The organism is Alloactinosynnema sp. L-07 (assembly GCF_900070365.1).
GTDB lineage: Bacteria > Actinomycetota > Actinomycetes > Mycobacteriales > Pseudonocardiaceae > Actinokineospora.
Genome location: NZ_LN850107.1, coordinates 1,604,367 through 1,629,521 on the forward strand (window position 1 = coordinate 1,604,367; position 25,155 = coordinate 1,629,521).

At 70.2% G+C, this 25,155-nt stretch carries 19 protein-coding genes and 1 pseudogene; 7 read left to right on the plus strand and 13 right to left on the minus strand.

All coding sequences use genetic code 11. The annotated features are described in order from the left end of the window. Positions 1-73 precede the first annotated feature (73 nt). Positions 74-1,426, plus strand: coding sequence for a rhodanese-like domain-containing protein (locus tag BN1701_RS07680; protein WP_054046841.1), 1,353 nt, complete (start codon positions 74-76; stop codon positions 1,424-1,426). Further along, on the plus strand, positions 1,423-2,667 hold the full coding sequence (locus tag BN1701_RS07685; RefSeq protein WP_054046843.1) for an MFS transporter: 1,245 nt from the start codon (positions 1,423-1,425) through the stop codon (positions 2,665-2,667). Before BN1701_RS07680 ends, BN1701_RS07685 begins: the two co-directional genes overlap by 4 nt. 268 nt (positions 2,668-2,935) lie before the next feature. Here the strand turns inward: BN1701_RS07685 and BN1701_RS07690 are convergent, their stop codons facing one another. Both BN1701_RS07690 and BN1701_RS07695 read right to left on the minus strand, forming a co-directional pair. Then, entirely contained in the window at positions 2,936-6,292 is a 3,357-nt protein-coding gene (locus tag BN1701_RS07690) for a CHAT domain-containing protein (RefSeq protein WP_054046845.1), read from the minus strand. Further along, entirely contained in the window at positions 6,289-7,338 is a 1,050-nt protein-coding gene (locus BN1701_RS07695; RefSeq protein WP_054046847.1) for a hypothetical protein, read from the minus strand. The genes BN1701_RS07690 and BN1701_RS07695 overlap by 4 nt, the downstream gene beginning before the upstream one ends. 159 nt (positions 7,339-7,497) lie before the next feature. Between BN1701_RS07695 and BN1701_RS07700 the strand changes: the two genes are divergently transcribed. Both BN1701_RS07700 and BN1701_RS37150 read left to right on the plus strand, forming a co-directional pair. Beyond that, positions 7,498-8,163 (plus strand): hypothetical protein, encoded by a 666-nt coding sequence (locus BN1701_RS07700; protein ID WP_054046849.1) that lies wholly within the window; start codon positions 7,498-7,500, stop codon positions 8,161-8,163. Positions 8,164-8,245: 82 nt separating this feature from the next. Beyond that, positions 8,246-8,443: pseudogene (locus BN1701_RS37150) on the plus strand (TetR family transcriptional regulator); the annotation flags it as partial. Positions 8,444-8,448: 5 nt separating this feature from the next. Here the strand turns inward: BN1701_RS37150 and BN1701_RS07705 are convergent. Together BN1701_RS07705 and BN1701_RS07710 are read right to left on the minus strand one after the other, a co-directional pair. Further along, positions 8,449-10,965, minus strand: coding sequence for an FtsX-like permease family protein (locus tag BN1701_RS07705; RefSeq protein WP_054046851.1), 2,517 nt, complete (start codon positions 10,963-10,965; stop codon positions 8,449-8,451). Then, positions 10,962-11,717 (minus strand): ABC transporter ATP-binding protein, encoded by a 756-nt coding sequence (locus BN1701_RS07710; protein WP_054046853.1) that lies wholly within the window; start codon positions 11,715-11,717, stop codon positions 10,962-10,964. Before BN1701_RS07710 ends, BN1701_RS07705 begins: the two co-directional genes overlap by 4 nt. Positions 11,718-11,908: 191 nt before the next feature. On the opposite strand from BN1701_RS07710, the gene BN1701_RS07715 reads away from it, so the two are divergent. Then, a complete protein-coding gene (locus BN1701_RS07715) occupies positions 11,909-13,117 on the plus strand; it encodes a serine hydrolase (RefSeq protein ID WP_054046854.1) in 1,209 nt (402 codons plus the stop codon). A 36-nt stretch (positions 13,118-13,153) separates the two neighbouring features. Here BN1701_RS07715 and BN1701_RS07720 read toward each other — a convergent pair whose 3' ends face one another. From BN1701_RS07720 to BN1701_RS07730, 4 genes are all read right to left on the minus strand, one after another. Next, positions 13,154-13,816, minus strand: coding sequence for a response regulator transcription factor (locus BN1701_RS07720; protein WP_054046856.1), 663 nt, complete (start codon positions 13,814-13,816; stop codon positions 13,154-13,156). Continuing rightward, entirely contained in the window at positions 13,804-15,033 is a 1,230-nt protein-coding gene (locus BN1701_RS07725) for a sensor histidine kinase (RefSeq protein WP_197672060.1), read from the minus strand. The genes BN1701_RS07720 and BN1701_RS07725 overlap by 13 nt, the downstream gene beginning before the upstream one ends. 95 nt (positions 15,034-15,128) lie before the next feature. Continuing rightward, positions 15,129-15,404, minus strand: a complete 276-nt coding sequence (locus BN1701_RS38095) for a hypothetical protein (RefSeq protein ID WP_369800505.1) — start codon at positions 15,402-15,404, stop codon at positions 15,129-15,131. 435 nt (positions 15,405-15,839) lie between these two features. Further along, positions 15,840-16,523, minus strand: coding sequence for a TetR/AcrR family transcriptional regulator (locus BN1701_RS07730; protein ID WP_067520582.1), 684 nt, complete (start codon positions 16,521-16,523; stop codon positions 15,840-15,842). A 161-nt stretch (positions 16,524-16,684) separates the two neighbouring features. On the opposite strand from BN1701_RS07730, the gene BN1701_RS07735 reads away from it, so the two are divergent. Beyond that, the gene (locus tag BN1701_RS07735) at positions 16,685-17,371 is read left to right on the plus strand and encodes a DUF2306 domain-containing protein (protein ID WP_231949524.1); all 687 of its coding nucleotides are present in this window, start codon (positions 16,685-16,687) and stop codon (positions 17,369-17,371) included. Positions 17,372-17,380: 9 nt separating this feature from the next. Here BN1701_RS07735 and BN1701_RS07740 read toward each other — a convergent pair whose 3' ends face one another. The 4 genes from BN1701_RS07740 to BN1701_RS07755 all read right to left on the minus strand — a co-directional run bounded on the left by BN1701_RS07740 (position 17,381) and on the right by BN1701_RS07755 (position 21,364). After that, on the minus strand, positions 17,381-17,872 hold the full coding sequence (locus BN1701_RS07740) for a Gmad2 immunoglobulin-like domain-containing protein (RefSeq protein WP_054046865.1): 492 nt from the start codon (positions 17,870-17,872) through the stop codon (positions 17,381-17,383). Between the two features lie 89 nt (positions 17,873-17,961). Next, positions 17,962-19,002, minus strand: a complete 1,041-nt coding sequence (locus BN1701_RS07745; protein WP_054046867.1) for an NAD(P)/FAD-dependent oxidoreductase — start codon at positions 19,000-19,002, stop codon at positions 17,962-17,964. Further along, positions 18,992-20,989 (minus strand): cation-translocating P-type ATPase, encoded by a 1,998-nt coding sequence (locus BN1701_RS07750; protein WP_054046868.1) that lies wholly within the window; start codon positions 20,987-20,989, stop codon positions 18,992-18,994. The genes BN1701_RS07745 and BN1701_RS07750 overlap by 11 nt, the downstream gene beginning before the upstream one ends. A 3-nt stretch (positions 20,990-20,992) precedes the next feature. Beyond that, positions 20,993-21,364: a metalloregulator ArsR/SmtB family transcription factor gene (locus BN1701_RS07755; RefSeq protein WP_054046870.1), complete on the minus strand. Its 372-nt coding sequence runs from the start codon at positions 21,362-21,364 to the stop codon at positions 20,993-20,995. A gap of 235 nt (positions 21,365-21,599) precedes the next feature. On the opposite strand from BN1701_RS07755, the gene BN1701_RS07760 reads away from it, so the two are divergent. After that, positions 21,600-23,867: a sialidase family protein gene (locus BN1701_RS07760; RefSeq protein ID WP_082859703.1), complete on the plus strand. Its 2,268-nt coding sequence runs from the start codon at positions 21,600-21,602 to the stop codon at positions 23,865-23,867. A gap of 222 nt (positions 23,868-24,089) precedes the next feature. Here the strand turns inward: BN1701_RS07760 and BN1701_RS07765 are convergent, their stop codons facing one another. Next, a complete protein-coding gene (locus BN1701_RS07765; protein WP_054055703.1) occupies positions 24,090-25,115 on the minus strand; it encodes an acetylxylan esterase in 1,026 nt (341 codons plus the stop codon). Between the last annotated feature and the right edge of the window lie 40 nt (positions 25,116-25,155).

The following is a 25,155-nucleotide window of genomic DNA, read 5'->3' on the forward strand; positions in this document are numbered from 1 at the left end:
CAATCATCTATGGAATAGTGTAGAACAGGTGGGCGGGTGGCGTTCAGCCAGCCGTGAACGTGAGGAGGCAGCCGTGGCCGCGCTGGATGTGGTTCCGCTCGTCGACGAGGGGTTGGGCAACTCGGCTTACCTGGTCGACCTCGGCGACGGGCGGGCGCTCGCCGTCGACGTCAGCCGCGACCTACGTGCGGTGCGCGCGATGGCCGAGCGGCGGGGTCTGCGGATCGCGTTCGCCGCGGACACGCACCTGCACGCCGACTTTCTCTCCGGCGCCCGGCAGCTGTCGGCGACCGATGGCGCCCAAGTGCTGGCGTCCGCGGCGGGGCAGCGGGAGTTCACCCACACCGGTCTGCGTGACGGGGACGAGGTCGACCTCGGCGGCCTGCGACTGCGCGTGCTGGCGACGCCGGGCCACACCCATGAGCACCTGTCGTTCGTGCTCTCCGACGGCGACCGCGCCATCGGGGTGTTCACCGGCGGGTCGCTGCTCGTCGGGTCCGCGGCCCGCACCGACCTGGTGTCCCCGGAGCAAACCGAGTCGCTCGCCCGCGCGCAGTTCGCCTCGCTGCACCGGCTGGCGGCGCTGCCGGGGGAGACCGCGGTGTGGCCGACGCACGGCGCGGGCTCGTTCTGCTCGGCGCCGCCCAGCCAGGAGCGAACCTCCACCGTCGCGCGGGAACTGGCGTCCAACCCGCTGCTGCGCGTCGCGGACGCCGACGCGTTCGTCGCGGCGCTGCTCGGCTCGCTGGGCAGCTTCCCGTCGTACTTCCTGCGCCTGGCCGAGGTGAACCGCCGCGGACCCGCCGTGCTCGACCAGGCGCCCACGCTGCCCGCCGTCGACATCGCCGCGGTGCGCGCCGCGGGGGCCGAACTCGTCGATGTCCGCCCGGCGGCCGCGTTCGCCGACGGCCACATTCCCGGCGCGCTGTCGATCCCGCTGCGACCGGCGTTCGCGTCCTGGCTGGGCTGGCTGGCGCCGCACGACCGGCCGATCGTCATCGTGCGCGACCCCGGGCAGGACCCGGCCGAGGTCGCCTGGCAGGCCGCCAAGATCGGCTACGACAACCTGATCGGCGAACTCGGCGGTGGCATGGCGGCCTGGGACGCGGCAGGCCACCCGATCACCCGCACCCGCCTGGCAGGCGGCAATGACCTCTCGGGCGTCCGCGTGCTCGACGTCCGTCAGACCTCGGAGTACGTCGACGGCCACGTCCCCGGCGCCGTCCACATCGAACTGGGCGAACTGCCCGCGCGGGTCGACGAACTCGCGGCTGAGCCGACGGTGGTGATGTGCGGCCACGGGGAACGCGCGATGGGCGCGGCCAGCGTGCTCGAAAGCGCCGGACACCGTGACCTCGCCGTCCTCGTCGGCGGACCCGGCGACTGGACCAAGGCCACCGGCCGGAAGCTGGAAACCGGGGAGTGACGACCGCGCTGGGCTTGCGGGCCAACCTGGCCCAGTTCAGTCTGCTCGTGGCCGTCAACGCCCTCGTCGGCGGCATGCTCGGACAGGAACGCACCGTGCTGCCGCTGCTCGCCGAGCAGGAGTTCCACCTCGGCGCCTACACCGCCGCGCTGACCTACATCCTCGCCTTCGGCGTCACCAAGGCCGCCACCAACTACTTCGCGGGTACCTTCTCCGACCGTTACGGCCGCAAACCGGTGCTCCTGGCCGGGTGGCTCATCGCGATCCCGGTGCCGCTGCTGCTGATCTGGGCGCCGCACTGGGGCTGGATCGTGGCCGCCAACGTCCTGCTCGGCGTCAACCAGGGCCTGACCTGGTCCACGACGGTGATCATGAAGATCGACCTGGCCGGACCCTCCCGGCGTGGTCTGGCGATGGGCCTCAACGAGGCCGCCGGGTACCTCGCCGTCGCCGCCACCGCATTGGCCACCGGCTACCTCGCCGCCCGCTACGGGCTCAGGCCCGCGCCCTTCCTGCTGGGCCTGTCCTACGCCGCACTGGGTCTGGGACTGTCGGTGTTGTTCGTCCGCGAGACCCGCGACCACGCCCGCCTCGAAGCCGCCACCCACCAGGTCCGCGACGACCTACATGGCGAGCTGACCGACCGCGAAGTGTTCGCCCACACCAGTTTGCGTGAACCTGCCCTGTCCGCGGCGAGCCAGGCCGGGATGGTCAACAACCTCAACGACGGACTCGCGTGGGGGCTGTTCCCGATCCTGTTCGCCACCACCGGCATGTCCATCGGCCGCATCGGCGTCCTCGCCGCCCTCTATCCCGCGGTCTGGGGACTCGGCCAGCTTGTCACCGGACCGCTGTCGGACCGGTGGGGCCGCAAACACCTCATTACCGGGGGCATGTTCACCCAAGCCGCCGCGCTCGCCGTGTTCGCCACCGCCGACACCTTCGCCGTGTGGGCCGTCGCCGCCGCACTGCTGGGTGCGGGCACCGCGATGGTCTACCCCACCCTGCTCGCCACGATCGGCGACGTCGCCCACCCGGCCTGGCGGGCCCGCGCGGTCGGCGTCTACCGGCTGTGGCGCGACGGCGGCTTCGCCGTCGGCGCCCTGCTCGCCGGCACCGTCGCCGACCTCTACGGCCTGCGCCCTGCGATCTGGACGGTCGCCGCGATCACCGCGGCGTCGGGCCTGATCGTCGCCGTGCGCATGTATGAGACCCACGGTGCGGGGATCCGTCTCGGATGAAGATGTCCTCTGGCTCAGCGTTCGCTCAAGGCTTCTTGTCGGGCTCGCCTGCGGCATCGCGGATGTCTGGTGGGGCGCTCCCTCGTTTTTCAGCGTCTTGTCCTGGATCAGCGATCTCAAGGGCGCCTGCGGCGTCGCTGCGCGATCAGCAAGCTGACCCTTGACATCCCTGATCCAGGACAAGGGATTGCCGGGACGAGGGTGCAGGGGGAAGTGCAGGGACCTGCGGTCCCCAAAGCCACCCGCCCCCCGTCCCTCGCCGTCGTGGTCAGCCTGCTCCCAGGATGGCGAAGGAGGCCCAGTTGGCGGGGGCGGCGAACGGATGGGCCTGGTACTGGGGTTGTGCGGCGATGGCGGCTTGGCGGGACCAGTTGGCGAGAGACGGGGCCTGGCCTTGGCGACACTTGTTCGTGTTGTCCTGCCAGGTGACGTACTCGTCGACGTTTCCGGCGGCCCGGTGTGCGGCGGCGACGACGCGACAGGCGAGGGTGGTCCGGTCGTCGCCGGTGGTGGCGTCGAGTGTGGCCCAGGCGATCAGGTCGCGCGCGGTGGCGTCGCGGAGTCGCCGCTGCGCTTCCGCAAGCGCCGCACCGACCCTGGTGAACTCCAGCGAGTTCAGCGTTTCGTAGAACCAGGTCATCAGCAGCGCGGTGGCGAGGTCGGGTACGCGCCGGAAGCTGGTGATCAACGCCGTCGCTCCGGCGCCGAGCAGGGCGCGGCCGAGTCCGGCGAGTTCGTCGCCCGCGTGCACTTTGTGCATTCCGGTGTTGCACGCGCTGAGGACCACCACGACCCCCGCCCAGTCGAGCCCTGCCAAGTCGGACAGGGGGACCAGACCCGGCAGGCCGTCCGCGTCGGCCAGGACCAGGCCGCTGAGTTCCGGACGGCGTTCGTTGAACACGCCGTGGCACGCCAGGTGCACGAGCCCGACCGGCTGTTCACGCAACGCGCCCGCCAGCCAGTCGAGAGTCACGTCCTGGCCCAGTCGCGGCGCGGACGCACCCAGTCGCGCCGCGGCGTGGGCGCACTCTCCACGCGCGAAGGGCAGGTCGCCGGACGGATCACCGGCGACCAGAGCCACTCCGGCGAGCTGTGGCCGCGCCCGCTTCGTGCGCAAGACCGAGGCGCTGGGCAGCAGGAACGTCCGTGCGCGGGCGTCGGGTGCCCCGGCCTTCAGGTGTAGCGGCAGAAGGTGAAGTCGTTGGTGTGGCACGACGTAGACCGACCCGTCTCGCGCCGCGTCGTCGATGACTTGACTCAGGCGGGTGTAGACCGGGTTGGCGAGCACCGGGCCCAGATCCTCTTCGACCAGCAGCCGATACAGGTCGTCAAGGTCGGGATCGTCGGCGGTGGCGACGATCCTGGTGGCGATGCCCGCCGCGCTGATAGTCAGCGCGTGGATCGCGCGACTGGCGACGAAGAACTCGACCAGCGCGGCGCCGTCCAGCAGGGTCGTCACCTCCGCCACGGTGATCGGCTCGGCCAGCCGGTGCGCCTTGACCTCGGGGGAGGCGTCGGCGAGTTCGTCCCACAGCTGGGTCAGCCGGTCGCGTACGCGGTCCAGTTCTTCCTTGCGGCGCAACAGAAGGCGCGCTTGTTCGTTGGGCGGGTCCTCGGTCTGGTCCGCAGGGGAACGCAGCCGCTGCAGTTCGCTCCACAGCCGGCTCTCCTCGGCGAGCAGCGGGTGGTCCGTCTCGCCGGACGGCCGCTGGTTGCCGAGCGCGTGCAGCAGGGCCCGGGACTTGGCCCGTTCCAACAGCTCGAACGCCTCCGTCCGGTAGCCGAGGTGCAGGGCGAGTTCGGCGGCGGCGAGGTAGTGCGAGGCGGCGGTGCCCGCGAGTTGGTCGGTCTCGCCGAGGCCGAGCGGGCCAGGGTGCACCTGTTCGAAGGCCGCGCAACCGTCGCGGAACCGGTGCAGGGTCTGCTTGGTCCACTCGCCCGCGCGGAAGTCGACCAACGCGATCGCCGTGTGGATCGAATAGCGCAGGTTCGGCTGGGTGAGGCTCTCGCTGATCGCCTCCAACTCGTCCCGGACGGAACGGGCCTCGTCGAACCGGGCGTGCTCGGCCAGAAACCGCAGGAGCCTGCACAACCGGGTCACCCGCGTGTCGTCGCCAACCTTGTCCGGATACCTCGCCACGATCTCGATCGAGCGCCGAAGGGACCGCTCAGCCAGGTCCACCGCGTCGAACAGGTCGCAGAGTTCGAACTCCATGCGGTCCAGCGCGCCGCCGTCGTTCTCGCCGCCATCCGAATCGGGACTGACGCTGCGGGCCATGAAGGAATGCAGGGCGCGAGCCTGCGCGAGCAGTTCCAGCGGGTTCGGACCTGAGCCGACCTCAAGGTGGGTCGAAGCGGCCAGCAGACCGATCAAGGCGCCGAACTCGCCCTGGGCGTCGCCAAGTCGATGCGCTTCCACCCTGGCTCGTTCGAGCACGGCCCAAGCCCGGCTGGGGTGTCCCGTGGCCGTGTGGATCTGACCGAGCACCGCCCACACCTTGGGCAGCTCATGGTGGGCGCCGAGGTGTTGCCAGGTCAGCTCGACCAGTCGCAGCTCCGCCTCCGCGTCGGTGTAGCGGTGCTCCAGGAACAGCTGGATCGCGTTCTTCAGACCGGATTTGGCGATCTGGTTGGCGACCGCGTACCGGAATCCGTCCACGGACAAGGGAGTGCCCGGATCCGACGCTTTGAACCGCGCGACCAAGTTGTTCACCATGGCGTCGAAGGCGGGATGCTGCAGCGACGGCGTGTCCGGGTCGCTGATCCGGCGCCGCATCTCCTCGTTGATCGCCACGACCCGCCGCACATACCCGTCGACATAGTGCGCGGCGTCGACCCGCGCGTGGATCCGATGGATCAGTTCGTGTGCGGCGACGAAGGCGTCGGTCGATCTTGCCGGGTCGAGTTGCCTGGCCAGCGTGGCGAGGTTGATGAGTGCTTTGAACCGCTCGTAGTCCGCGCCCGCCTCGCCGAGCATCGTCACCGCGTACTCGCAGTGCTGGACCGCCTCGGCGACGCGGCCCCGACGTTCCAGCTCCCGGCTGAAGTTGTCGAGGATGACACCGCGGACGACGGTGCTGACCCCCGGCAGGCCGAGCGCCTCGCGGTAGACGTCCTCGGCGCGGTCGTCGCGCATCCGGTGCAGGACTTCGGCGTAGGACTGGAGTTCCGCGGCGAGGCCGTCGCCGTCGCTGAACGCACGGGCGAGCTCGACGGCCATGCCGTACCACTCGCTCGCCTCGGGGAGGTTCTCCTCGGCCAGTGCCACCGACGCGATCCCGGCCGCGGCGATGCTCTGCATGTTGCCCGCCGTCCGGGCGTCGGACTCGGTGTATCGGGACGCGATCTCGAAGGCCTGGGCGTAGCGCATCCGCGCGTCGTCGAACCGCAGGCCGATCCGCGCGCACTGGCCAAGCATCTGGAACACCCCGAAACTGGCTTCGGTGATGAACCTCAGCGCGATCGGCTCAACCCCGGCGAGCACCTGTCCGGCCTCGGTGAAGCGACCGCCGGTGATGAGCCGCCTGGCCGCCACCGCCTGTTCGAGGAGTCTCCGGTAGTCGACCCTGATCTGCTCGACCTCGGCATCGCCGAGGATCTCGACGCGCGGCTTCTCGTCGCTCACCCCGCCGCTCGCCGCAGGATCGACTCGGGATCGTCGTCCCAGTCCGCGTCCGAGCCGCGCGGGTCCCCACGGTGTTCGGCGCCGTCACCGAATCGGGCGACCAGATCGCCGTAGAGTCGTTGGTACTCGGCGAACAACGTCTCCTGCTGCGGCCGGATCAACTCGTCGGTGTGGATCGCGCCCGCGGTCTGCCGCCAAAGCCGCCGCGCCGCGCCGAGGTCGCCGTTGATCACGTGCTGGCGAGTCTGCTCCCATAAGCCGTAGAACTCCAGGCCGCGGTAGTCGTCCCGGAACTCGCGTGCCTCGACGCTGATCAGGATGAAGTCGTGGTCGCGGTAGGCGACCAGGTTCCCGTCCCGCAGCCGGTGCAGCCTGCCGTCCTTCACCCGCAGCTCAGCCAGTTCCGCCGCGGAAGCCGTGGGGCGACGGAGAACGGCGAAGTCCATCGGCCGCAACTCGGTGGCCGAGCCCGGCTCGCCGTAGGGCGCGGACCAGGAGTGATAGGTCCCCACCCGGAGTTCCAGCTCCGACATGTCGAGGAACGACTCCACCCCGCGCACAAGGGAGTCGGCCACCGTCGCCGTCGCCGCGAGGCCCGCGAATCCCACCGCGCCCGCCACGTCCTCGACCAGTTTCAGCGACCGCGCCAGCCAATCGACGGTCTTCAACCGGAACAGCGCGACCAGGAGACTGACATCGTCGCCCTCGTACGGCACCGGACCAGCGACCCGCACATTGCACACTTCCAGCGCGTCATCGACCCCGCTGACCTGCAACCGCCTGCCGAGCGTGGCCGCGCCGAGCACCGTGGGCACCGCCACCCGCCTGCCGCGTCGGATGAACTCGGAGACGACCGTCGCGAACGGGGTGTACTCCCGCCACAGTTCCCGTTCGTCGGTCAGCCACATCTGGCGGATCCGGACTTCGAGGTAGACCTCGTTCGGCACGAAGGCCGTGGTGGGGCGGCCTTCGCTGGGGACCGGCACGGTTACTATGCCCTCGGCCTGCCGTCTCAGTACCCGGTTGACCAACTGCCCCACACCCACGGCACCTCCAGGGTCTCGACCAACATCATATCGGCGGGGTGTCGTCGGATCGCAGTCCGATCATGGATGGCGATCCCTACCGGCTGGCGGTTCGGGCCAGTGATCCATTCGAGCTACGCACGTGGACGTGGACCAAATCCGATCACTACGCTGGCCGGGGTGAGCGACTCCTCCGCGAACTCCGAATCGGGTCGCGGCAGATTGTCCGAACTCAAGCATCGGCTCAAGCAGATGCAGGACGCCGCCGCCGATGAGATTGGCAGGCGGGTGGGTGGGCAGGCGTTCGACACCATCGCCAGTCTCGCGAAGAAGCTCGCCGAGCGGCGCGCACCGGTCGACCCAGTCGAGGTGCGGGAATTTGACAGGTCCACGTGGGCCGACGAGCCGAAGTCCGTCCTGGCGACCTTCCAGGGGCAGAGCACCGACGCGGTCCACCATCACATCGTCATCGCCGAGTTCAAACGGATCCGGCCGCCGGGATCGGCGGCGATCCCCCTCGTTTCGGTGACCACGGCGGACACCATTGTGACCTTCCCGCTGCACAGTTCGAAGTGGCACTACCGGCCCGAATTGGAGACGACGAAACGCAACCCGACCTCGCTCAAGGTGCTGGGCATTCTTTCAGTTCCGCTGACCGCGGGCCTGAGCCTGTTCCTGCTGGGGATCAAGACGGAAACCGTCACCGGACATCTGGTGCTCACCATCCGCGCCACCGACCGGGACCGTGACATCCGGTTTGAGGACATCTTCGTACCTGTCTATGGCCGGATTCACCGGATGATCAACGAGCACCTGCTGGACGCACTGGTCGCCAGGAACAGTTGACACCTAGCGTTTGGTCAGCTCCTTGCCGCAGTGGACCCGACCGTCAGCGGATGCGCCACCCAGCGCAGGAAGACCCTAGTTCGCATACTTCGTCGAGCGGCTCGTGCCGGTGTGCGCACAATTGCTGGACGCCGCGGTCGACGCGGGTGAGATCAGTGTGGACATCAGCGCCTACGAGTTGATGCGTGGTATCGGAAACCTTTGCGTCTCAGGGGATCGCGACCCCCGCTACGACGCACGCCGCCTGGTCCAACTCCTGATCGCAGGCCTGCGGGGCTGAGGCGGTCAGCGGCGCAGCGCCTCCGCCGGTGGCTTGCGCAGTGCCAGTCGGGTCGGCACTTCGATGGTGACGAAGGCGAGGCAGACGATGACCGCCACCGTGACCGGAAGCAGCAGGACCGGCCCCGCGGGCCACGGCGTGCCGAGGAAGCCGATGCTGAGGAAGGCCAGCGGCAGCGCGGACACAGCCAGTCCCGCGATGGTCGCCGACCCGGCGACGGCGGCGGCCTCCCGCCGCACCATGGCCCGGATCTGGCGGTGCGTGGCACCGATGAGGCGCAGCGTCGCGATCTCGTGGGCTCGTTGTGCCGTCATCGCGACGATCTTGTTCGCGATGCTCAAGAGCAGATAGCCCAAGATCACGCTGATGGCCGCGAGGTTGAGCCAGAGCCCGGCCGGAGCCGCGGTGGGCGCCGCGTCCGTGTTTTCTAGGTCAATGCCGGGCCGTGCCTCGACCAAGGCTGTCAAAGCGTTCGCGGAAGCGGCGGTTCCGTCGGTCCGGACGAGGATGCTCTGATCGAGGCCGGACGTCGTGTGTCCCTTCACGAGGTCGTGGGACAGTGCGACCGGACCGAAGCCGAGGCCGCGCTCGTAGATCGCGACGACGCGCGCCTGGACGGGGGAGCCGTCCCCGAGCAACAGGTTCACCGTCTGGCCGAGTGGTGCGTCCCGTGCTTGGGAAACGTCGCCGCTGATGGCGATCGTGTCGCCCGTCAGCTGGTCCAGGTCACCGGCGCGCACGTCGAGATCGAGCACACCCGCCGCCCCCGGGCCGAGGACGATCGCCGACTCCGTCTCGGACTCCACGTCGCCGAACACCCTGTGCGGCCACACGATCGAGGTGCCGGAGACGGAGGCGGCGCCTTGGACACCGGGGGATGTCTTGGTCGCTGCCAGGAGATCGCGCGGCACGCCGCCGAGAGCGTCCGCGCCGATCCGGTGCTGCGCCAGCGTTGCGGCCCGCGCGTCCGCTGAGGTCGCGCTCAGCACGGTCGTCTGGGACAGCCCCCAGGTGATTGCGAAGGCCACCGCCATGGCCAGTGCCGTCATCACCCCGGCGAATCGCTGGGCGTGTCCCCGCAGGTTGGACGCGGCCAGCCACGTCGAGACGGCGGCGCGACGCGGCAGGCGCGCGACGAACACCCGCCCGACACGACTCACGGTCCACGGGCCCGCCATCGCCAGCCCGATCGCGGCGAGGATGCCCGCGGTCGATGTCGCGGCGGCACCGAGTTCCGTCGGGACAACGATGGGCGTCACTGAGAGCACGGTCGCGGCCACGATGACCAGCAGTCCCGCCAGCGCCCGCAAACGATTCGGTGTGCGCGGTTCACTCGTCGACTGGGCGACCGCCTCGGTGGCGGGCATGCGCGAGGTCCGCCACGCCGCCGCCCGCGTGGTCAGCTGGACCAAGGCGAGCATGAGGGCGGCGGCGGCGAGCCCAGGCAGCGCACTGACGGTCGACGGAAGCGCCGCGGGCAGGAGCCCGAGTTGGATCAGCAGGTCGCGCAACTGGCCTGCCAGCAGGTATCCGAGCGCCACCCCCGGCGCCATGACCAGCAACGCGACGACGGATGCCTGCCCCGCGACCAGGCGGCGCACCTGGAGGGGGGTCGCGCCGACGGCGCGGAGCAGGGCGAGCTCGCGTTGTTGCCCGCTGAGGGAGACCGCGCAGGCGCCTGCCACGACGAAGCCGATGATCATCAGGATCAAACCGGCCAGGGACGCGGCCAGCAGGAGCAGGAGGCCGCGCGCCGCGGTGGTCCCTGGTGCGCCGGAGTCACCCCGGTCGGCGCCGGTCGAGACCGAGAGGTTCGGAGTCCGGTCGCGGATGGCGGTGGCCACGCTCTCGACGGCTTCCGGTGCGGCCTTGATGCCGATGAGGTCGACGGCGGTGGACGAGCCCTGGGTCAAGGCGGCCATCCCGCTGGCGGCCGAGTCGGCGAAGAAAAGCTCGTCCGTGGCGCCCTGCACCACCGCCGACACCCGGAACGAGGCCGCGGGCTCGCCCGCGACGGTGATCTGGACGTCGTCGCCCGGCTTCACGTCGGCGGCCTCGGCCGCGGTGCGACCGAGCGCCACCTCGTTCTGGCTACGAGGAGGCGAGCCGACCACACCTGGTTTCTCGATCAGGTCGACGGAGGCCCAACCGTGGCCTGCCGTGCGCGGGTCGGCCGAGGGCACCACGTCGCCCGCGGAACTTACGGCGGCGGCAGGGAAGCTGACGTCACCCACGGCGCGGGACACCCCAGGGAGGGCGGCCAGGTCGGTGACGAGGTCGGCGGGGAGCCTGCGCCGTTCGGCGAACGAGACGGGGAGACCCTCCTGGGTCGGCATGCTCTGCTCGGCCGAGACCACGATGTCGGCCCCGCCGAGCCTGCCGGTCGGTGCGTGGGAACTCAGCCCCGTCTCGACGATGACGCCGGTGGCCGTCACCAGGGTGAGACCGCCCAGGATCGCCAGCGCGACCGCGATCATCGAACTGATCCGGCGGCGCGCCATGCGCGCTGCGAGCGAGATCATCGCAAGCCCTTCGTGATGGTGACGAGGCGGTGGGCCAGATCGGTGGCGTCGGGACGCACGACGGTGGCGATCACGCGACCGTCGGCCATGACCAGGGCCGTGTCCGCGCGGGCGGCCGCGGCCGGGTCGTGGGTGACCATCACGACCGTCTGCCGCAGTTCGGCGGAGATCTCGCCGAGCAGGTTCAGCACGGCGTGCGCGGCCTGGAGGTCGAGGGCGCCGGTCGGTTCGTCGGCGAACACGACCGCGGGCCGCGCGACCAGGGCCCGAGCGATCGCCGCGCGTTGCTGCTGGCCCCCGGAGAGCTCGGCGGGCCGGTGGTGCAGGCGGTCGCCGAGCCCGACACGGTCGACGAGCTCACGCACCCAGCGCGAGTCGGGGGTGGTCCCGGCCAGCCGCAGGGGGAGGGTGATGTTGTCCTCGACACTGAGCGAGGGCAGCAGGTTGTAGGCCTGGAAGATGAACCCCACGCGGTCCCGGCGCAGCTCCGATCGCCGGTTCTCGCTGAGCTGACCGGTGTCCTGGCCGTCGATCATGACCCGCCCGGTGGTCGGGATGTCGAGGCCCGCTGCGCAGTGCATGAGCGTGCTCTTGCCGGAGCCCGATGGCCCCATCACCGCCATGAATGTGCCGCGCTCGACGACGAGAGACACGTCGTCCAGTGCTCGCACGCCCCCCGGATAGGTCTTGCTGGCGCGAGTGAGTTCGATCGCGGGGGCCTGCCGCCCGAGTTGGCGGTCCTGGGTGATCATGGGTCCTCTTCGGTGGTGTCGTTGTTGGCTTCGACGCTACGAAGAACAGGCCGTGCGGACGATCCTGTGAGCGACCCGAAGGGCGGTATAGCCAGCACCACCACAGGTGGCCCGGCAGCGGGATGGGGCGCGACGCGGTCTCCGGACAGGCTGAGGTGGTCCGCGAATCCGCTTCACCGAGGAGGCACCGCATGACCGACTCACGACCGCTCCCGACCACGTCCCCCAACCGCGCTCAGCGGCGCCGATGGCCGTGGGTCGCCGCCACCGCGGTCGTGCTCGCGGGCGCGGCAACGGGTCTGGTCGTGCAGCCCGCACTGGGCGGCGAGGCGGCTGCCACGATGAGCGGTTCGGCGGGCGGGCGTCCCATGCAGGTCCGGCTCAACGCCCTGGTGCGCGACGAGGGTTTCCCGGCGAGCCTTGCGGCGGTGCGTTCCGCGGATGGCCGGATTCGCAACTTCACCGCGGGGGTCGCGAGCCTGACCGAAGGCGGCAAGGTTCCGACCGACGGTCACGTCCGGATCGGCAGCAACACCAAGACCTTCGTCGCGACCGTCGTTCTGCAGCTCGTGGGGGAGGGCAAGGTCGGCCTTGACGACCCGATCGAGAAGTACCTGCCCGGACTCGTCCGCGGCGACGGGATCGACGGCCACCACATCACCGTCCGCCAACTGCTCCAGCACACCAGCGGGCTGCCGGACTACGACGAGGAGATCGGCGGCAACTTCGAGGCGCTGCAGCACAACTATCTCGACCCACGGGGAGTCCTCGACAAGGGTCTGAGCCATCCGGCGCTGTTCGCCCCTGGCACCGCGTGGTCCTACAGCAACACCAACTACCTGCTGGCAGGCCTGTTGATCGAGAAGGTCACCGGTCGGCCGGTCGGTGAGGAGATCACCCGCCGGGTGATCGACCGGATCGGTCTGCGCGACACCTCCTGGCCAGGGGTAGGCGACCAAAGCATCCCCGGGAGGCATCCGCAGGGGTACTTCGCGGCCAAGGAAGGCGCGCCGTTGGTGAACGTGACCACAATGGACCCGTCGTGGGGCTGGGCGGCTGGGCAGCTGATCTCGACCCCCAGCGACGTCACGCGCTTCTTCACCGCACTCCTGGGCGGTCGGTTGCTCAAGCCTGAGCAGCTGGCTGAGATGAAGAAGACCGTGGCCGCACCGCATTCGAGCGTCCGGGGTGACGAGCGGTACGGACTGGGAATCCAGACGTTCACCTTGAGCTGCGGGGGTTTCGCCTGGAGCCACGGTGGGGACATCCCGGGATTCGAGACCCGCAACGCGGCGACCGAGGACGGTCGCGTCGTGTCCCTGACGGTGACGTCCCTCCCCACCACAGAGAAGGCCGCCAGGCACGTCGAGGACGTCGTCGACGCCGCGATGTGTGACTGACCCGCCCGGTCGCGGGGGCGCTGCCGCCCCCGCGACCTAACGCGAGGACCGCTGCTCGTCGTCGAGATACCGCAGGACGGCACTGACCCGGCGGTCGGCTCGATCGCTCGGCGCCAGGTCGAGCTTGGCGAAGATGTTGCGGATGTGTTTGTGCACCGCCCCTTCGCTGACGACGAGACGCTCGGCCACCGCCAGGTTGCCCAGCCCTTCCGCCATCAGGGCCAACACCTCGCGCTCCCGGGCGGTGAGCCGGTCGAGCCGCTTGTCGGGACGGCTGCGCACCAGCAGTTGGGACACCGCCTCGGGGTCGAGCGCCGTGCCGCCCGCCGCGACGCGCCGCAGGGCGTCGAGGAACTCCTCGACCCGGCCGACCCGCTCCTTGAGCAGGTATCCCAGGCCCGCGGCGCCGCCTGCCAGGAGTTCCGTGGCGAAAGTCTGCTCGACATAGGCCGACAGGACCAGGATCGCCAGAGCGGGTTGGCGCCGTCGGGCCTCGACCGCCGCGCGGATGCCCTCGTCGGTGTGGGTCGGGGGCATCCGCACGTCCACGATCGCCACGTCGGGTCGGTGTTCGTCGAGCGCCGCCAGGAACTCGATCGGTGTGGCCGTCGTGGCGACCACGTCCAGGGATTCGGCGCGCAGCAGCAGCGCGAGCCCTTCACGAAGCAGCGCGTCGTCCTCGGCGATCACGATCCGCACGGCAGGTCGACCTCCAGTGTCGTTGGCCCACCAAGGGGGCTGGTGAGCAGGAATGTGCCGTCGTGGGCCTCGACGCGTTGGCGAATGCCGGTCAGACCGGTGCCGCCGCCCTCCGCGGCACCCCCCGCGCCGTCGTCGGTGACACGGACGCGGAGGCGACCTCCGTGGTTGTTCACCGTGACGGTGGCGTGCCGGGCGCCGCTGTGTCGGGCCACGTTCGTCATGGCCTCGGAGACGGCGAAGTAGGCGCTGGACTCGACCGAGGCCGGGCAGCGGCCGATCAGGTCGATGTGGACAGTGGTTGGGATGACCGAGTGTGCGGCCAGGCTGGTCAGCGCGCCGTCGAGACCACGGTCGGCGAGCACCGGCGGCAGGATCCCACGGGCGACGGATCGCAGCTCGCTCAACGCCTTCTCGGCCGCTGTCTGCGCCTGTCCGAGCAACTCGTCGGTCTGGGACGGGTCGCGCTCGAGCGTGCGCCGCGCGGCACCGATCAGCACCGTCACGGCGACGAGCGTGTTCTGGGTGCTGTCGTGCAGGGCGCGTTCGATCCGGCGCAGCTCGACCGCGTGCGCGTCGAGCGCCGCGGCGCGGGTGGCGGTGAGCTCGGCGATCCGCTGCGGTATGTCGGTGCCCGGCAGCGGGCCCAGGAGCAGGCGGCCTCTGCGCATCTGGAGCCGCGCGAGTGATGGCGTCAGAAGGACCGTGAGGGCGAGCCATACCAAGGCGGACAGAGTAACGAGCCAGGCACCTGTCCAGTCGCGTACCACCCAGAACCACAGCGTCGCGGACGCGACCTCATCCGCGGGCAACAGTGTCCACCATGCGGGGAAGGTCAGGTCTCGCACCGCCGACAGCGGCAGCATGACGCCGAGGACCCCGAGCAGGAATCCGCCCGTCGCGTGTCCGGCCAACCACGCCAACTCACGTCGCACGTCGGTGTCGGCCAGGGCGGTGCGGACCCCAGTCGGCCACGGGGCGGGTTCCACGAGGTCGACGCCCCACTGCCGCAACCGTGCCCGCTCCCGTTGCGCGACACCGTGCGCGGTGCGGAGTGCGCCGGGTAGCAGAAGCAGCCCGACACCGATGAGTGAAGCCACGATGGTGACGGTGAGCCAGAGCAGCGCGAGCAGGGCCAGCGCCGAGGTCGCGAGCCCGCCGCACACCTGCAGGAAGGCCGTCGATGTCCTCCGCCACAGCGGTTCCAGCCGTCGCATACCCTCTCCGTCCCTAGGCGCCATCGCCTGCGGGCGACGTTGGGGCCTGATCCACAGTCTAGGTCTGTCCTGAGCGGACCCTGCGGCTCGGTGTCTCAGGTCAGTCCGGTCGCGGTCAGGGTGAGTTGCTGGATCAGTGCCTCGGCCGCGGTGTCGGCGTCGCGGGCCAGCGCCGCCGCCTCCAGCCCACGGTGCTCGGCGACGTGGTCGCGGTCGGGGTGGCGGTCCGCCGACCAGCGGCTAGGGCATGTCCTGCGGATCATGGCGGGCGCTATCCGCGCCCGCTTGACCCCTGGCCGCACCGCGGGAACGGCCACGGACAACCAGTACGCGACCGTCCCTGCGGCACGCCCAGGAACCAAGCGGATCACGGATCCCACCCACCATGATCCACAGGACACGCCCTAGCCAGCTCGCTCGCGGTCCACATCCGGTCGAAGGTCTCCAGCAGGACCGGCGGTCGGAGAAGGCTGGGACGGCGAAGCCGCGGTTGGGCAGCCGGTCGGCTAGGCCCTCGCCGACCACCCGCACGAGCGCCTCACGAATGACGGCCAGGCTCACGCCCTGCAGATCACCGTGCTGCGACGGCGCGTCTGGTCGCGCGCGCCTGGCTAACGGCGACGGCACCGTGACCGCCGCGGGTATCGCGGCGCGAGCGGATCGAGGTCGAGACCGACGAGCACTGAGCTCCGCTGTGGACGCCGATCGGCGACGCGGGCGCCCGTCGCCTGGCCTCGCTCATCAGACCGGTCAACGACGCGTTCACAGTTGTCGGGACGTTCAGGCAACTGCGCTGATCGGCCCGTTCAGGTCCGTGCTGAGTCGACTCGCTCGACGAGAACTCGCAGCTCCCTCTCGAAGAGGGCGTCGGCGTCGAGGTGCATGGCCGAGAAGCCGCCGCCCAGTTCGAGGCTGACGATTCCGTGCAGCCGGGACCACACCGAGACGGCGAGGTGGAACGGCTCGGTGCCCGCGCCCCGGGCGGCGAGGACGTCTTCGTGCTCGTAGGTCACCGGCCCGGCGGGCTTGGGGTCGTCGATGCCGTGCAAGGCGGCCAGCAAGATCGCCATGAGTGACCGGGCCGCGGCGGCGAGAGGTTCGGCGTGGGCGTCGTAGCCCGGTAGTGGCGGTTTGAACAGCAGCTCGTAGCGGTGCGGCTGAGCCAGCGCCCAGGCCCGATACGCGCCCGCCAATCCGCGGACTCGCTCTTCCGGGTCGCGGCGGGGCGTTGTGGGGTCGAGCACGGGTGCCAGAGCGTCGCGCAGGTCGCAGTAGGCGTCGATGACCAGCGCGGTCAGCAGGTCGTCCCGGTTGGCGAAGTAGCGATAGAGCGCGGGCCCGGACACCCCCAACTGCTTGGCGATGGCGTTGATCGAGATCGCCTGCGGCCCACCCGAGGCCAGTTGATCCAGGGCCGCCGCCTTGACGTCTTCGCGAACCTGCTCACGGAACCGCTCCCGCATCGGATTGCGGGCGGCTGCTGGTTGCATCCCGGCCTCCCTCCACCTCGCAACTCTAACACCCGGTCTCTAGCGTAAGAAGTCCTAACAACACTTTATATGCAGATTGATTGCTTAGGGGTTATCCGCTGTTATAGCCTCTAACAAGCAGAACCGAGCGTAATTGGAGTCTTCCTATGGTCACCGGATCGATGTCTCGAACCACTCGCCGCCGCTGGTGGTGGGCGTCGTGGGGGATGGTCGCCGTGTTCGCGATCGGCATCGCCGCCTACGCGGTCCCGCCGTATCTGAGCGGGAACCCGGCCGACAGCAAAGTGCCGATCAACCCGGATGTGGCGGTGCACTACCTGGTCCTCGCGCTGCACGCCGTTCCCGGCGGACTCGCGCTGATCATCGGCCCGTTCCAGTTCGTGGCCAAGCTGCGCACCCGCAAACCCCACCTGCACCGGCTGATGGGCCGGGTCTACCTGGTCTCGGTGGTGGTCGCCTCGGTCGTGTCGCTGTTCGCCGCCACGTTCTCCCTCGACGGCTTCTCGGCGCAGGTCGCGTTCTACCTGCTCGCGGCGGCCTGGCTGTACTCGCTGGCCAAGGCCATCCAGCACATCCGCCGCGGTGAGGTGGCGCTGCACCGGATCTGGATGATCCGCAACTACGCGTTGACGTTCAGCGCGGTGACCTTGCGCATCTTCCTGGTCATCGGCTTGCCGCTGAAGCAGTCGTTCTCGTTGAGCTTCACCGACATCTACTCCGCCAGCGTGTGGGGAGCCATCCTGATCAACGTGATCGTCGCCGAGTACTTCATCGTTCAGCGCACGCTGGCGCCGCTGGCCCGCGGCCGGAACACCCCGGTCGCCGAGCGGGAACCAGTGGCGGGCTGAGCCACGAGCTCAGTCCTGCGGAATCCTGATGACGTCGCCGGGATGGATCACGTTGGGATCGGTGATCGTGCCGGGATTGGCGGACACGAGCCGGTGATAGAGGTTGCCCGCCCCGTAGTGGTGGGTCGAGATGCCCCACAGCGTCTCGCCGGGCTGCACGACGTGTTCCAGGTAGACCCGGTATCCGGGGATGATCTTCGGCCCGTGCACCACGGGCACGATCACCTTGTCGAGCTCGGCGCCATCGTTGGGCGAGGTGTGGAACACCTCGACGAACAGCCGGTCGAGTTGGAATGAGGCCCCTGACACGTCGACGGAGATCTGGAACTGCCCGTGCCCGCCGATGCCGTCGCCCGCCATGAAGGCGCCGACGACCTCGTCGTGTCCTTCATGGACGCGGTAGTTGAAGTTCGCCTCGAACGCACCGCCCGCGACACCGGCGATCAGGATGCTGTTGCTGACGATGTCGTGCGTCCTGGGCTGCTGGACGTCGATCGACATGGCTGCACCTCCCATGGTCCGTTTCGCAGCCTAACCGCCGGGCGGCTTCCAGCGCGCCCGGACACGCGAGCGTCACCCGCTTGGTCGCCCTAGCTTGCCGTCGGCGCGGTCGAACGCCGGGCAGCGAGGTGGTCCATGAGATGGGTGGCGTCGTGACCGACCCAGCCGAGTAGCGCGGAGCCGCGGGTTCGCTGGTAGGGCAGACCCAGGTAGTACAAGCCAGGAATCGGGCTCACACCCGCGTTGTGCCGTGGTTCGCCGTTGGCGCCGACGGAATCAGGGACGGTGAGCCACGCGTAGTCGGGCCGATAACCCGTCGCCCACACGATGGTGGTGGCGTCGACCCGGCTGCCGTCGGCGGTGACCCGCCCGGTCAGCCGTACTCCTTGCCGTTCGAGGTCGCGCAGGCTGGTGCCGATCAGCGGGTCGCGCTCGCGCATCCGCCTGCCGAGCCTGCTCTGGGCCGGAACCCGCATGACGCCCAGCCGGTCGAGCCAGCTGAACAGGTCGCGGCCGAGAAAACGTTGGGGGAGAGCGGGTTGCCTGGTTCCGACAGCCAGGGTGACCGTCCGGGTGCGGGCGAGTTCCCCGGCGATCTGGACCCCGGAGTTCCCGGCGCCCACGACGAGGACCGGGCCATCGGGCAGTTGGTCGGGGTTGCGGTAGTGCGCGGTGTGCACCTGGAGGATCTCGGGCGGCAGTTGATTGGCGAATGCCGGGACAGCGGGCGTCTGGAATGGCCCGGTGGCCACCACGACCGACTTCGCGGTGAGGATCCCTCGGTCGGTGACCGCCTCGAACCGCCCGCCGTCTGCCCTGCGGAGTTCGCGCACACCAGCGTCCAGACGCAGCGGGAGCGCGAAGTGGCGGGCGTAGTCGGCGAGGTAGGCGGCGACCTCGTCCTTGTCCGGCAGGTGGGTGGCGGGCGCGGGGAAGGCCAACCCGGGCAGGGAGCTGTAGCGGGCGGGGGTGAACAGCCGCAGCGAGTCCCAGCGCCGCCGCCAACTCTGTCCGACCTCGGCGGCGCCGTCGACGATCAGGAAGTCCAAGCCTGCCTGGGTCAGCTCGTAGCCCATGGCCAGACCCGCCTGCCCGGCCCCGACGACCAGGACGTCGATCTCAGCAGGCATCGCAGCACCCGGTGTCGTCGCTCTTGCCCGCGATCGACACGGCCAGGATCGGTGGGGTGGCCGGGCTGGTGGTAGTGACTCCGGGCAGGGCGGTGGTCTTGGCCGCCCGGATCGCGTTGAGGATGACCAGGACCTCGGCCGACTCGTGCACGAGCACGACGGTGGCCAGGCCGAGTACGCCGAACGCGGCCAGCGGAATGAGCACGCCGATGATGGCCAGCGACAGGCCGACGTTCTGCAGCATCACCGTCCGCGCGTGGCGGGCGTGGGCCAGCACCTGCGGCAGGTGGCGCAGGTCCTCGCCCATCAGCGCGACGTCGGCGGTCTCGATGGCCACGTCGGTGCCCATCGCGCCCATGGCTATCCCGACGTCGGCGGTGGCCAGGGCCGGGGCGTCGTTCACCCCGTCGCCAACCATGGCGATCTTGCGGCCGTCGCGCAGACCGGCGAGCAGGTTCGCCTTGTCCTCCGGCAGCAACTCGGCGTGGACGGTGCTGATCCCCGCCTGGGCGGCCAGCGCGGTGGCGGTGCGGATGTTGTCGCCGGTGAGCATCGCGGTGCGGATGCCCATCGCGTTCAGCCTGCTGATGACCTCCGGGGTCTCGTCGCGCAGGTCGTCGCGCACCGCGATCGCCCCGAGCAGTGTGTCGGCGCGTTCGATGAGCACGACGGTCGCGCCTGCTCGCTCAAGGCGCTCGACGTCATTGGCCAACTCGCCCGCAGGTACCCAGCCGGGCTTGCCCAGTCGCAGGGCAGTGCCGTCGACCCGGCCGCGCAGGCCGTGCCCGGGAACCGCGGTCACGTCGGCCGCGGCGGGAACGGAGTCCGCGGCGTCGAGGATGGCGCGGGCCAGCGGGTGCTCGCTGCGAGCCTCCAGCGCCGCGGCCGCGGCGAGCACGTCGGCGCGGGTCGCCTCGCCCACGGCGACGACGTCCACCACGCGCGGGGCGTTGCGGGTCAGCGTGCCGGTCTTGTCCAGCGCGACGACGCCGACGCGCCCCAGTTCCTCCAGCGCCGCCCCGCCCTTGACCAGCGCGCCGTGCCTGCTGGCCGCGCCGACGGCGGCGACCACGGTCAGCGGGATGGAGATGGCCAGCGCGCACGGCGACGCCGCGACCAACACCACCAGCGCCCGTTCCACCCAGACCAGCGGATCCCCCGCCACCGCGCCGACCGCGGCGATGATCACCGCCAGACCCATGATCGCGGGCACCAGCGGACGGGCGATCCGGTCGGCCAGCCGCTGCCCGCCGCCCTTGCGGTCCTGCGCCTCCTCCACGATGTGCACGATCCGGGCCAACGACGAGTCCGACGCACGCGCGGTGACCTCGACCTCGATCGCGCCGCCACCGTTGATCGCCCCCGCGTGCACCCGGTCACCCGGCCCGGCCTCGACCGGCACCGACTCCCCGGTGATCGCCGAGAGATCCAGGCTGGTGCGGCCCGCGCGGATCACGCCGTCGGTGGCCGCGCGCCCGCCCGGCCGCAGCACCATCCGGTCGCCCAGGACGAGATCGTCCGGCGCGACCTGGATCTCGGCACCGTCCCGCAGCACCGACGCCGTCGGCGGGACCAACCCGAGCAGGGCCCGCAGCCCGCGGCGGGTCCGGGCGATGGCGTAGTGCTCCAACCCCTCGGCGATCGAGAACAGCACTCCCAGCATCGCCGCCTCGGTGATCTGTCCTAACGCGACAGCCCCGATAGCGGCGATCGTCATGAGCGTGCCGACCCCGATCCGGCGCCGCAGCACATTCCGCAGCGCCCCGGGGACGAACGTCGCGGCCCCGACCACCGCTGCCGTCAACTGCACCCCGGTACCCACGCGACCCGGGATCACGAGACCCGCGCCCAGCAGCACCGTGGCGACCGCCGCCAGCCTCAGCTCACGGACATCCCACAACCGCGCCGGACCGTGGTCCTGCTCCATGCCCGAGTCCGCATCCGGCGCCGGATGGCTGTCCCGCGGCCCGCAACACTCATCAGCCACGACTCAGCCCTCCACCACGGCCGCCGCGTCACCCAGGACCATCGGCAGCAGCACCCGAGCCCGCGGCGTCAGCGCGTACATCACCAATCGCCCGTCCCGCCGCGCCGACACCAACCCCGCGATCTTGAGCTGCCGCAGATGGTGTGACACGAGGTTCTGTGCCTGCCCCACCACCCACGACACGTCGCACACGCACAACTCGCCACCGGCGTAGAGGGCGGCGGCGATCGTCAACCGGGTCGGGTCACCCAACGCCCGCGCCGCCGCGGCAGCGGTCTCCACCGCGGGCAGGGCCGGAAGCCCGGCCCGGATCTCTTCCGCGTGCGGCAGATCCAGACAGAGCAGATCGCACGCGTCTCCACGCCCAGCAGTCATATCGATACCCTAACACTCATTGATATGGAATCCGCGGCCCGCGTCCGCACTGCACCTTGCCAGCGTTCTTGCGCAGCCGGGGGGCTTGAGCGGACCCCTGGACGCGGCGTCTCCGCAACCTGCTCACCGGCCGAGTCGCGCTCTTGACCACGTGATCGCGGACACCTTAGTCTCCGACAACGGACATCAGACGTCATGTGTCGGGTGTTCGCCCTGCGACTTGAAGGAGCTGCCAATGCGTGGCGCTGCCGTGATTTCGCTGATCGTTGTCCTGTTGGCTGGGGGTGGGCCGCCCGCCGCTGTGGCCGGGCCCGCGGATCCGCCGGGTGTGTTCACCCAGCAGAACCTCGGCGCGACGATGGTGGCGCCGTTCGCCTCCTACCGGATCCCCGCGCTCGCGCACCTCGGTGGCGGCGTGCTCGTCGCCGCGTGGGATGGCAGGCCGGGCAGTGCCGCCGACGCGCCCAATCCGAATTCCATCGTGGTTCGCCGCAGCACTGACAACGGCGCCACCTGGACCGCCCAGGCCACCGCGCTCGCCGGGCACACCGGGACCGGGAAGTACGGCTACAGCGACCCCAGCCTCGTGCATGACGCGGAGACCGGTGACCTGTTCATGTTCTCCGTGTACTCCAAGGACACCGGCGTGTTCGACAGCGCATGGGGCAACGACGACGCGAACCGCTTGGTGCTCAGCGCGCAGGTCGCCAAGTCCAGCGACCAGGGTGTCACCTGGAGTGCCCCACGGCTGATCACGAACGTGGTCAAGCCGGGCGCGAACCCGGCCGCCCCGGTGCCAGGTGACGTGCGCGGCACCTTCGCCACCTCCGGCGAGGGCATCCAGCTCAAGTACGGGCCGCACAAGGGACGGCTCCTCCAGCAGTTCGCCGGGCACGTGCGGCAGGCCGACGGCTCAAACCAGTGGCAGGCCTACAGCGTGTACTCCGACGACCATGGCGCCACCTGGCGGATGGGGACCCCGGTCGGCACCGCCATGGACGAGAACAAGGTCGTCGAACTGTCGAATGGCGATGTGCTCATGAACTCGCGGGACAACGCGGGCGGCGGGTACCGCAAGACCGCTGTCTCCACCGATGGCGGCCAGAGCTACGGCCCGGTGAGCCAGGATCGCGAGCTGCCAGACCCGACCAACAACGCGTCCATCACCCGTCTCTTCCCGGACGCTCCCCAGGGCAGCGCGGACGCGCGGAAGCTGTTGTTCACCAACAGCAACAGCCAGACCAGCCGGGTCAACGGCTCGGCCAGGGTGTCGTGCGACGACGGCGCCAGTTGGACGTCGGTGCGCTCGTTCGCACCCGGCTTCGCGGCCTACTCCACCGCCACCCGGCTCGACAGCGGCCTGATCGGCGTGCTCTACGAGACCTCGTACACCACCGGCATCACCTTCGCCCGCTTCGACGACGCCTGGCTGAACCACCTGTGCGCGCCGATGACGATCGCGGACGCCACCGTGCAGGCAGGCGCGTCGGTGTCGATCCCGGTCACCGTGGTCAACCAGACCGATGCCTCGCTGTCCGCCACCGCCGCGATCACCCCGCCCGCGGGCTGGACCGCGTCCGCCCCGGTCCCGGTGACCGCCGCCGCGGGGGCGTCGACCATCGCGACGATCACGCTCACCGCGCCGAAGAACGCCACTGTCGGCGCGCATCGGGTCCTCGTCACTACTACCGCGGCGGACGGCCGCCAATCGCAGCGCGAGTTCACCGTCACCGCGCTGCCGTCGGCCGGGGTGGTCGTGATCGACGGGGTCCGGCTGTTCGGCCAGCGCACCGACACCGCGCGCGACCTGACCGCGAACCCATACACCGCGGGCGAGGTGGTGACCTATCGCTTCACCGGCACCAACACCGGCACGACGACCGTCTCGGTGTACCCGACGTCGGGCAACTTCGATGCCCCATTCGCCCCGCCGGGCACCGGTAATTGCCGCTACTCGGCACTGGCCGCGGGTGCCACCTACACCTGCTCCACCGCCAAGCACACGGTCACCGCGGCGGACGTGGCGGCCGGGTACTTCGTGCCGGACTCCGCGTGGCGCGTCGACCGGGGGACGGCGAACGCGACCGGGCGGATCGTCGGCGTCCCGGTGCCGCTGAGGGGTGGCGTGCTGACCGGCGTCGGTGACATCGCCGGGGTGACTGTCACCGGCGCGCGCACCGACACCCGGGACTACGTGGCCAACCCGTACACCGCGGGGGAGACCGTCGGCTACAACTGCCAGGTCCACAACACCGGCGCGGTCACGGTGTCGGTGGTGCCGACGGCGTCGAACATCGCCCGCACGGTGCCGCCGGGCGCGGGCAACTGCCGCCACACCGCCTTGGCCCCGGGAGCGGGATACACCAGCGCGACGCCGTACCGCGTGCTGACCGCCGCTGACGTGGCTCAGGGTTACTTCATCCCCGACACCACGTGGTCGGTCATCGCCGCATCAACCACCACGACGCGCCGCGTACTCGGTGACCCAGTGCTGGTCCGCTAATCCAATGAACTGGCGGCGGGCCGGGAGCCGACGCACATCGCTCCCGGCCCGCCACTAGCACAACGGAACGCCAGGGGCTAAACGAAACGGCCTGAATGGGTGGTTCGCCTTGATTTGGGGTGAATGGGCCTAAACTTTCGGCGCGGGTGGGCTTCACCTGGCCCACCTTTTAGACCCGCGCAGGCCCATTCGAGGGGCCCCAAATCAAGGCGAACCACCCATTCAGGCACCCACCCCGCGAGCCGCCGCGTGCGCAGTGCCCTGAAGCACGGCCCGAGCCCAAGCCAGTTCCTCAAGGCGATGGTGCTCACCGCCGCCTTCGTGGTCGTTGAACTCGTACACCCGCAGGTCCTTCGGACCCCCGTGGTTGTGGAACGCGGCGAAGCACGTCGACGCCGGGCACACCTGATCCATCATCGCGATGGCGAACAGCGCAGGCGCCGTGGCGCGGGCGGCGTGGACGGCGGCGTCGAAGTAAGACAAGGTGCGGAAGACGCGGTCCGGATCGGCGCGCGTGGCCGCCAGGTACGCGCCGATCTCGGTGTACGGCCTGCGAACCGTGGCGTCCAGGCCGGTGCCGCAGATCCGGACCGCGCGGCGGAAGTCGCACAGGAACGGCACGTTCGTCAGCACGCCGGCGAGGCCGTGGGCCAGCCCGGCCACAGCGAGAGCGAGCCCGCCGCCCTGGCTGTGCCCGGCCACGAAGACGCGGCCGGGGTCCACGTGGGGGAGTTGCCGCGTGGCGTCGGCGAACGCGACGGCGTCGGTGATCACGCGGCGGTAGTAGTGATCGTGCGGGTCGTCGATGCCTCGGGTGAGGAAGCCGGGCACGGCGGCCACGTGGGGTGGAGCGGGGTCGGGGGTGGCGCCGATCGCGGTGATCCACCCCTGTCCTCGGGTGTCCATCACCAGATGGGCGAACCCGGCGGCGGCCCAGAACAGGCTCTGGTGCGGCAGACCGCGCCCGCGACCGTAGCCGAGGAACTCCACGACGCACGGCAATGGCCCGTCGGCGTTGACGGGGACCTGTAGCCAGCCCTTGACCGGGTGCCCGCCGAAGCCCGGGACGGTCACGTCATGCGTGATCACGCCGGTGAACCCGGTGTCGACAGGCCGAGCGACGACCGGGCCTGCCGAGGCTCGCGACTCGGCGAGGGTGGTGTCCCAGAACGCGTCGAAGTCGTCGGGTTCCTCGACGCGCGGCTGGAGCGCGAGGCACTCGTCGAGGGTGAGATCAGTCAGCGGCATGAGCACTCCGAGTGACAACGGACGTCAGATGTCCGGTTTT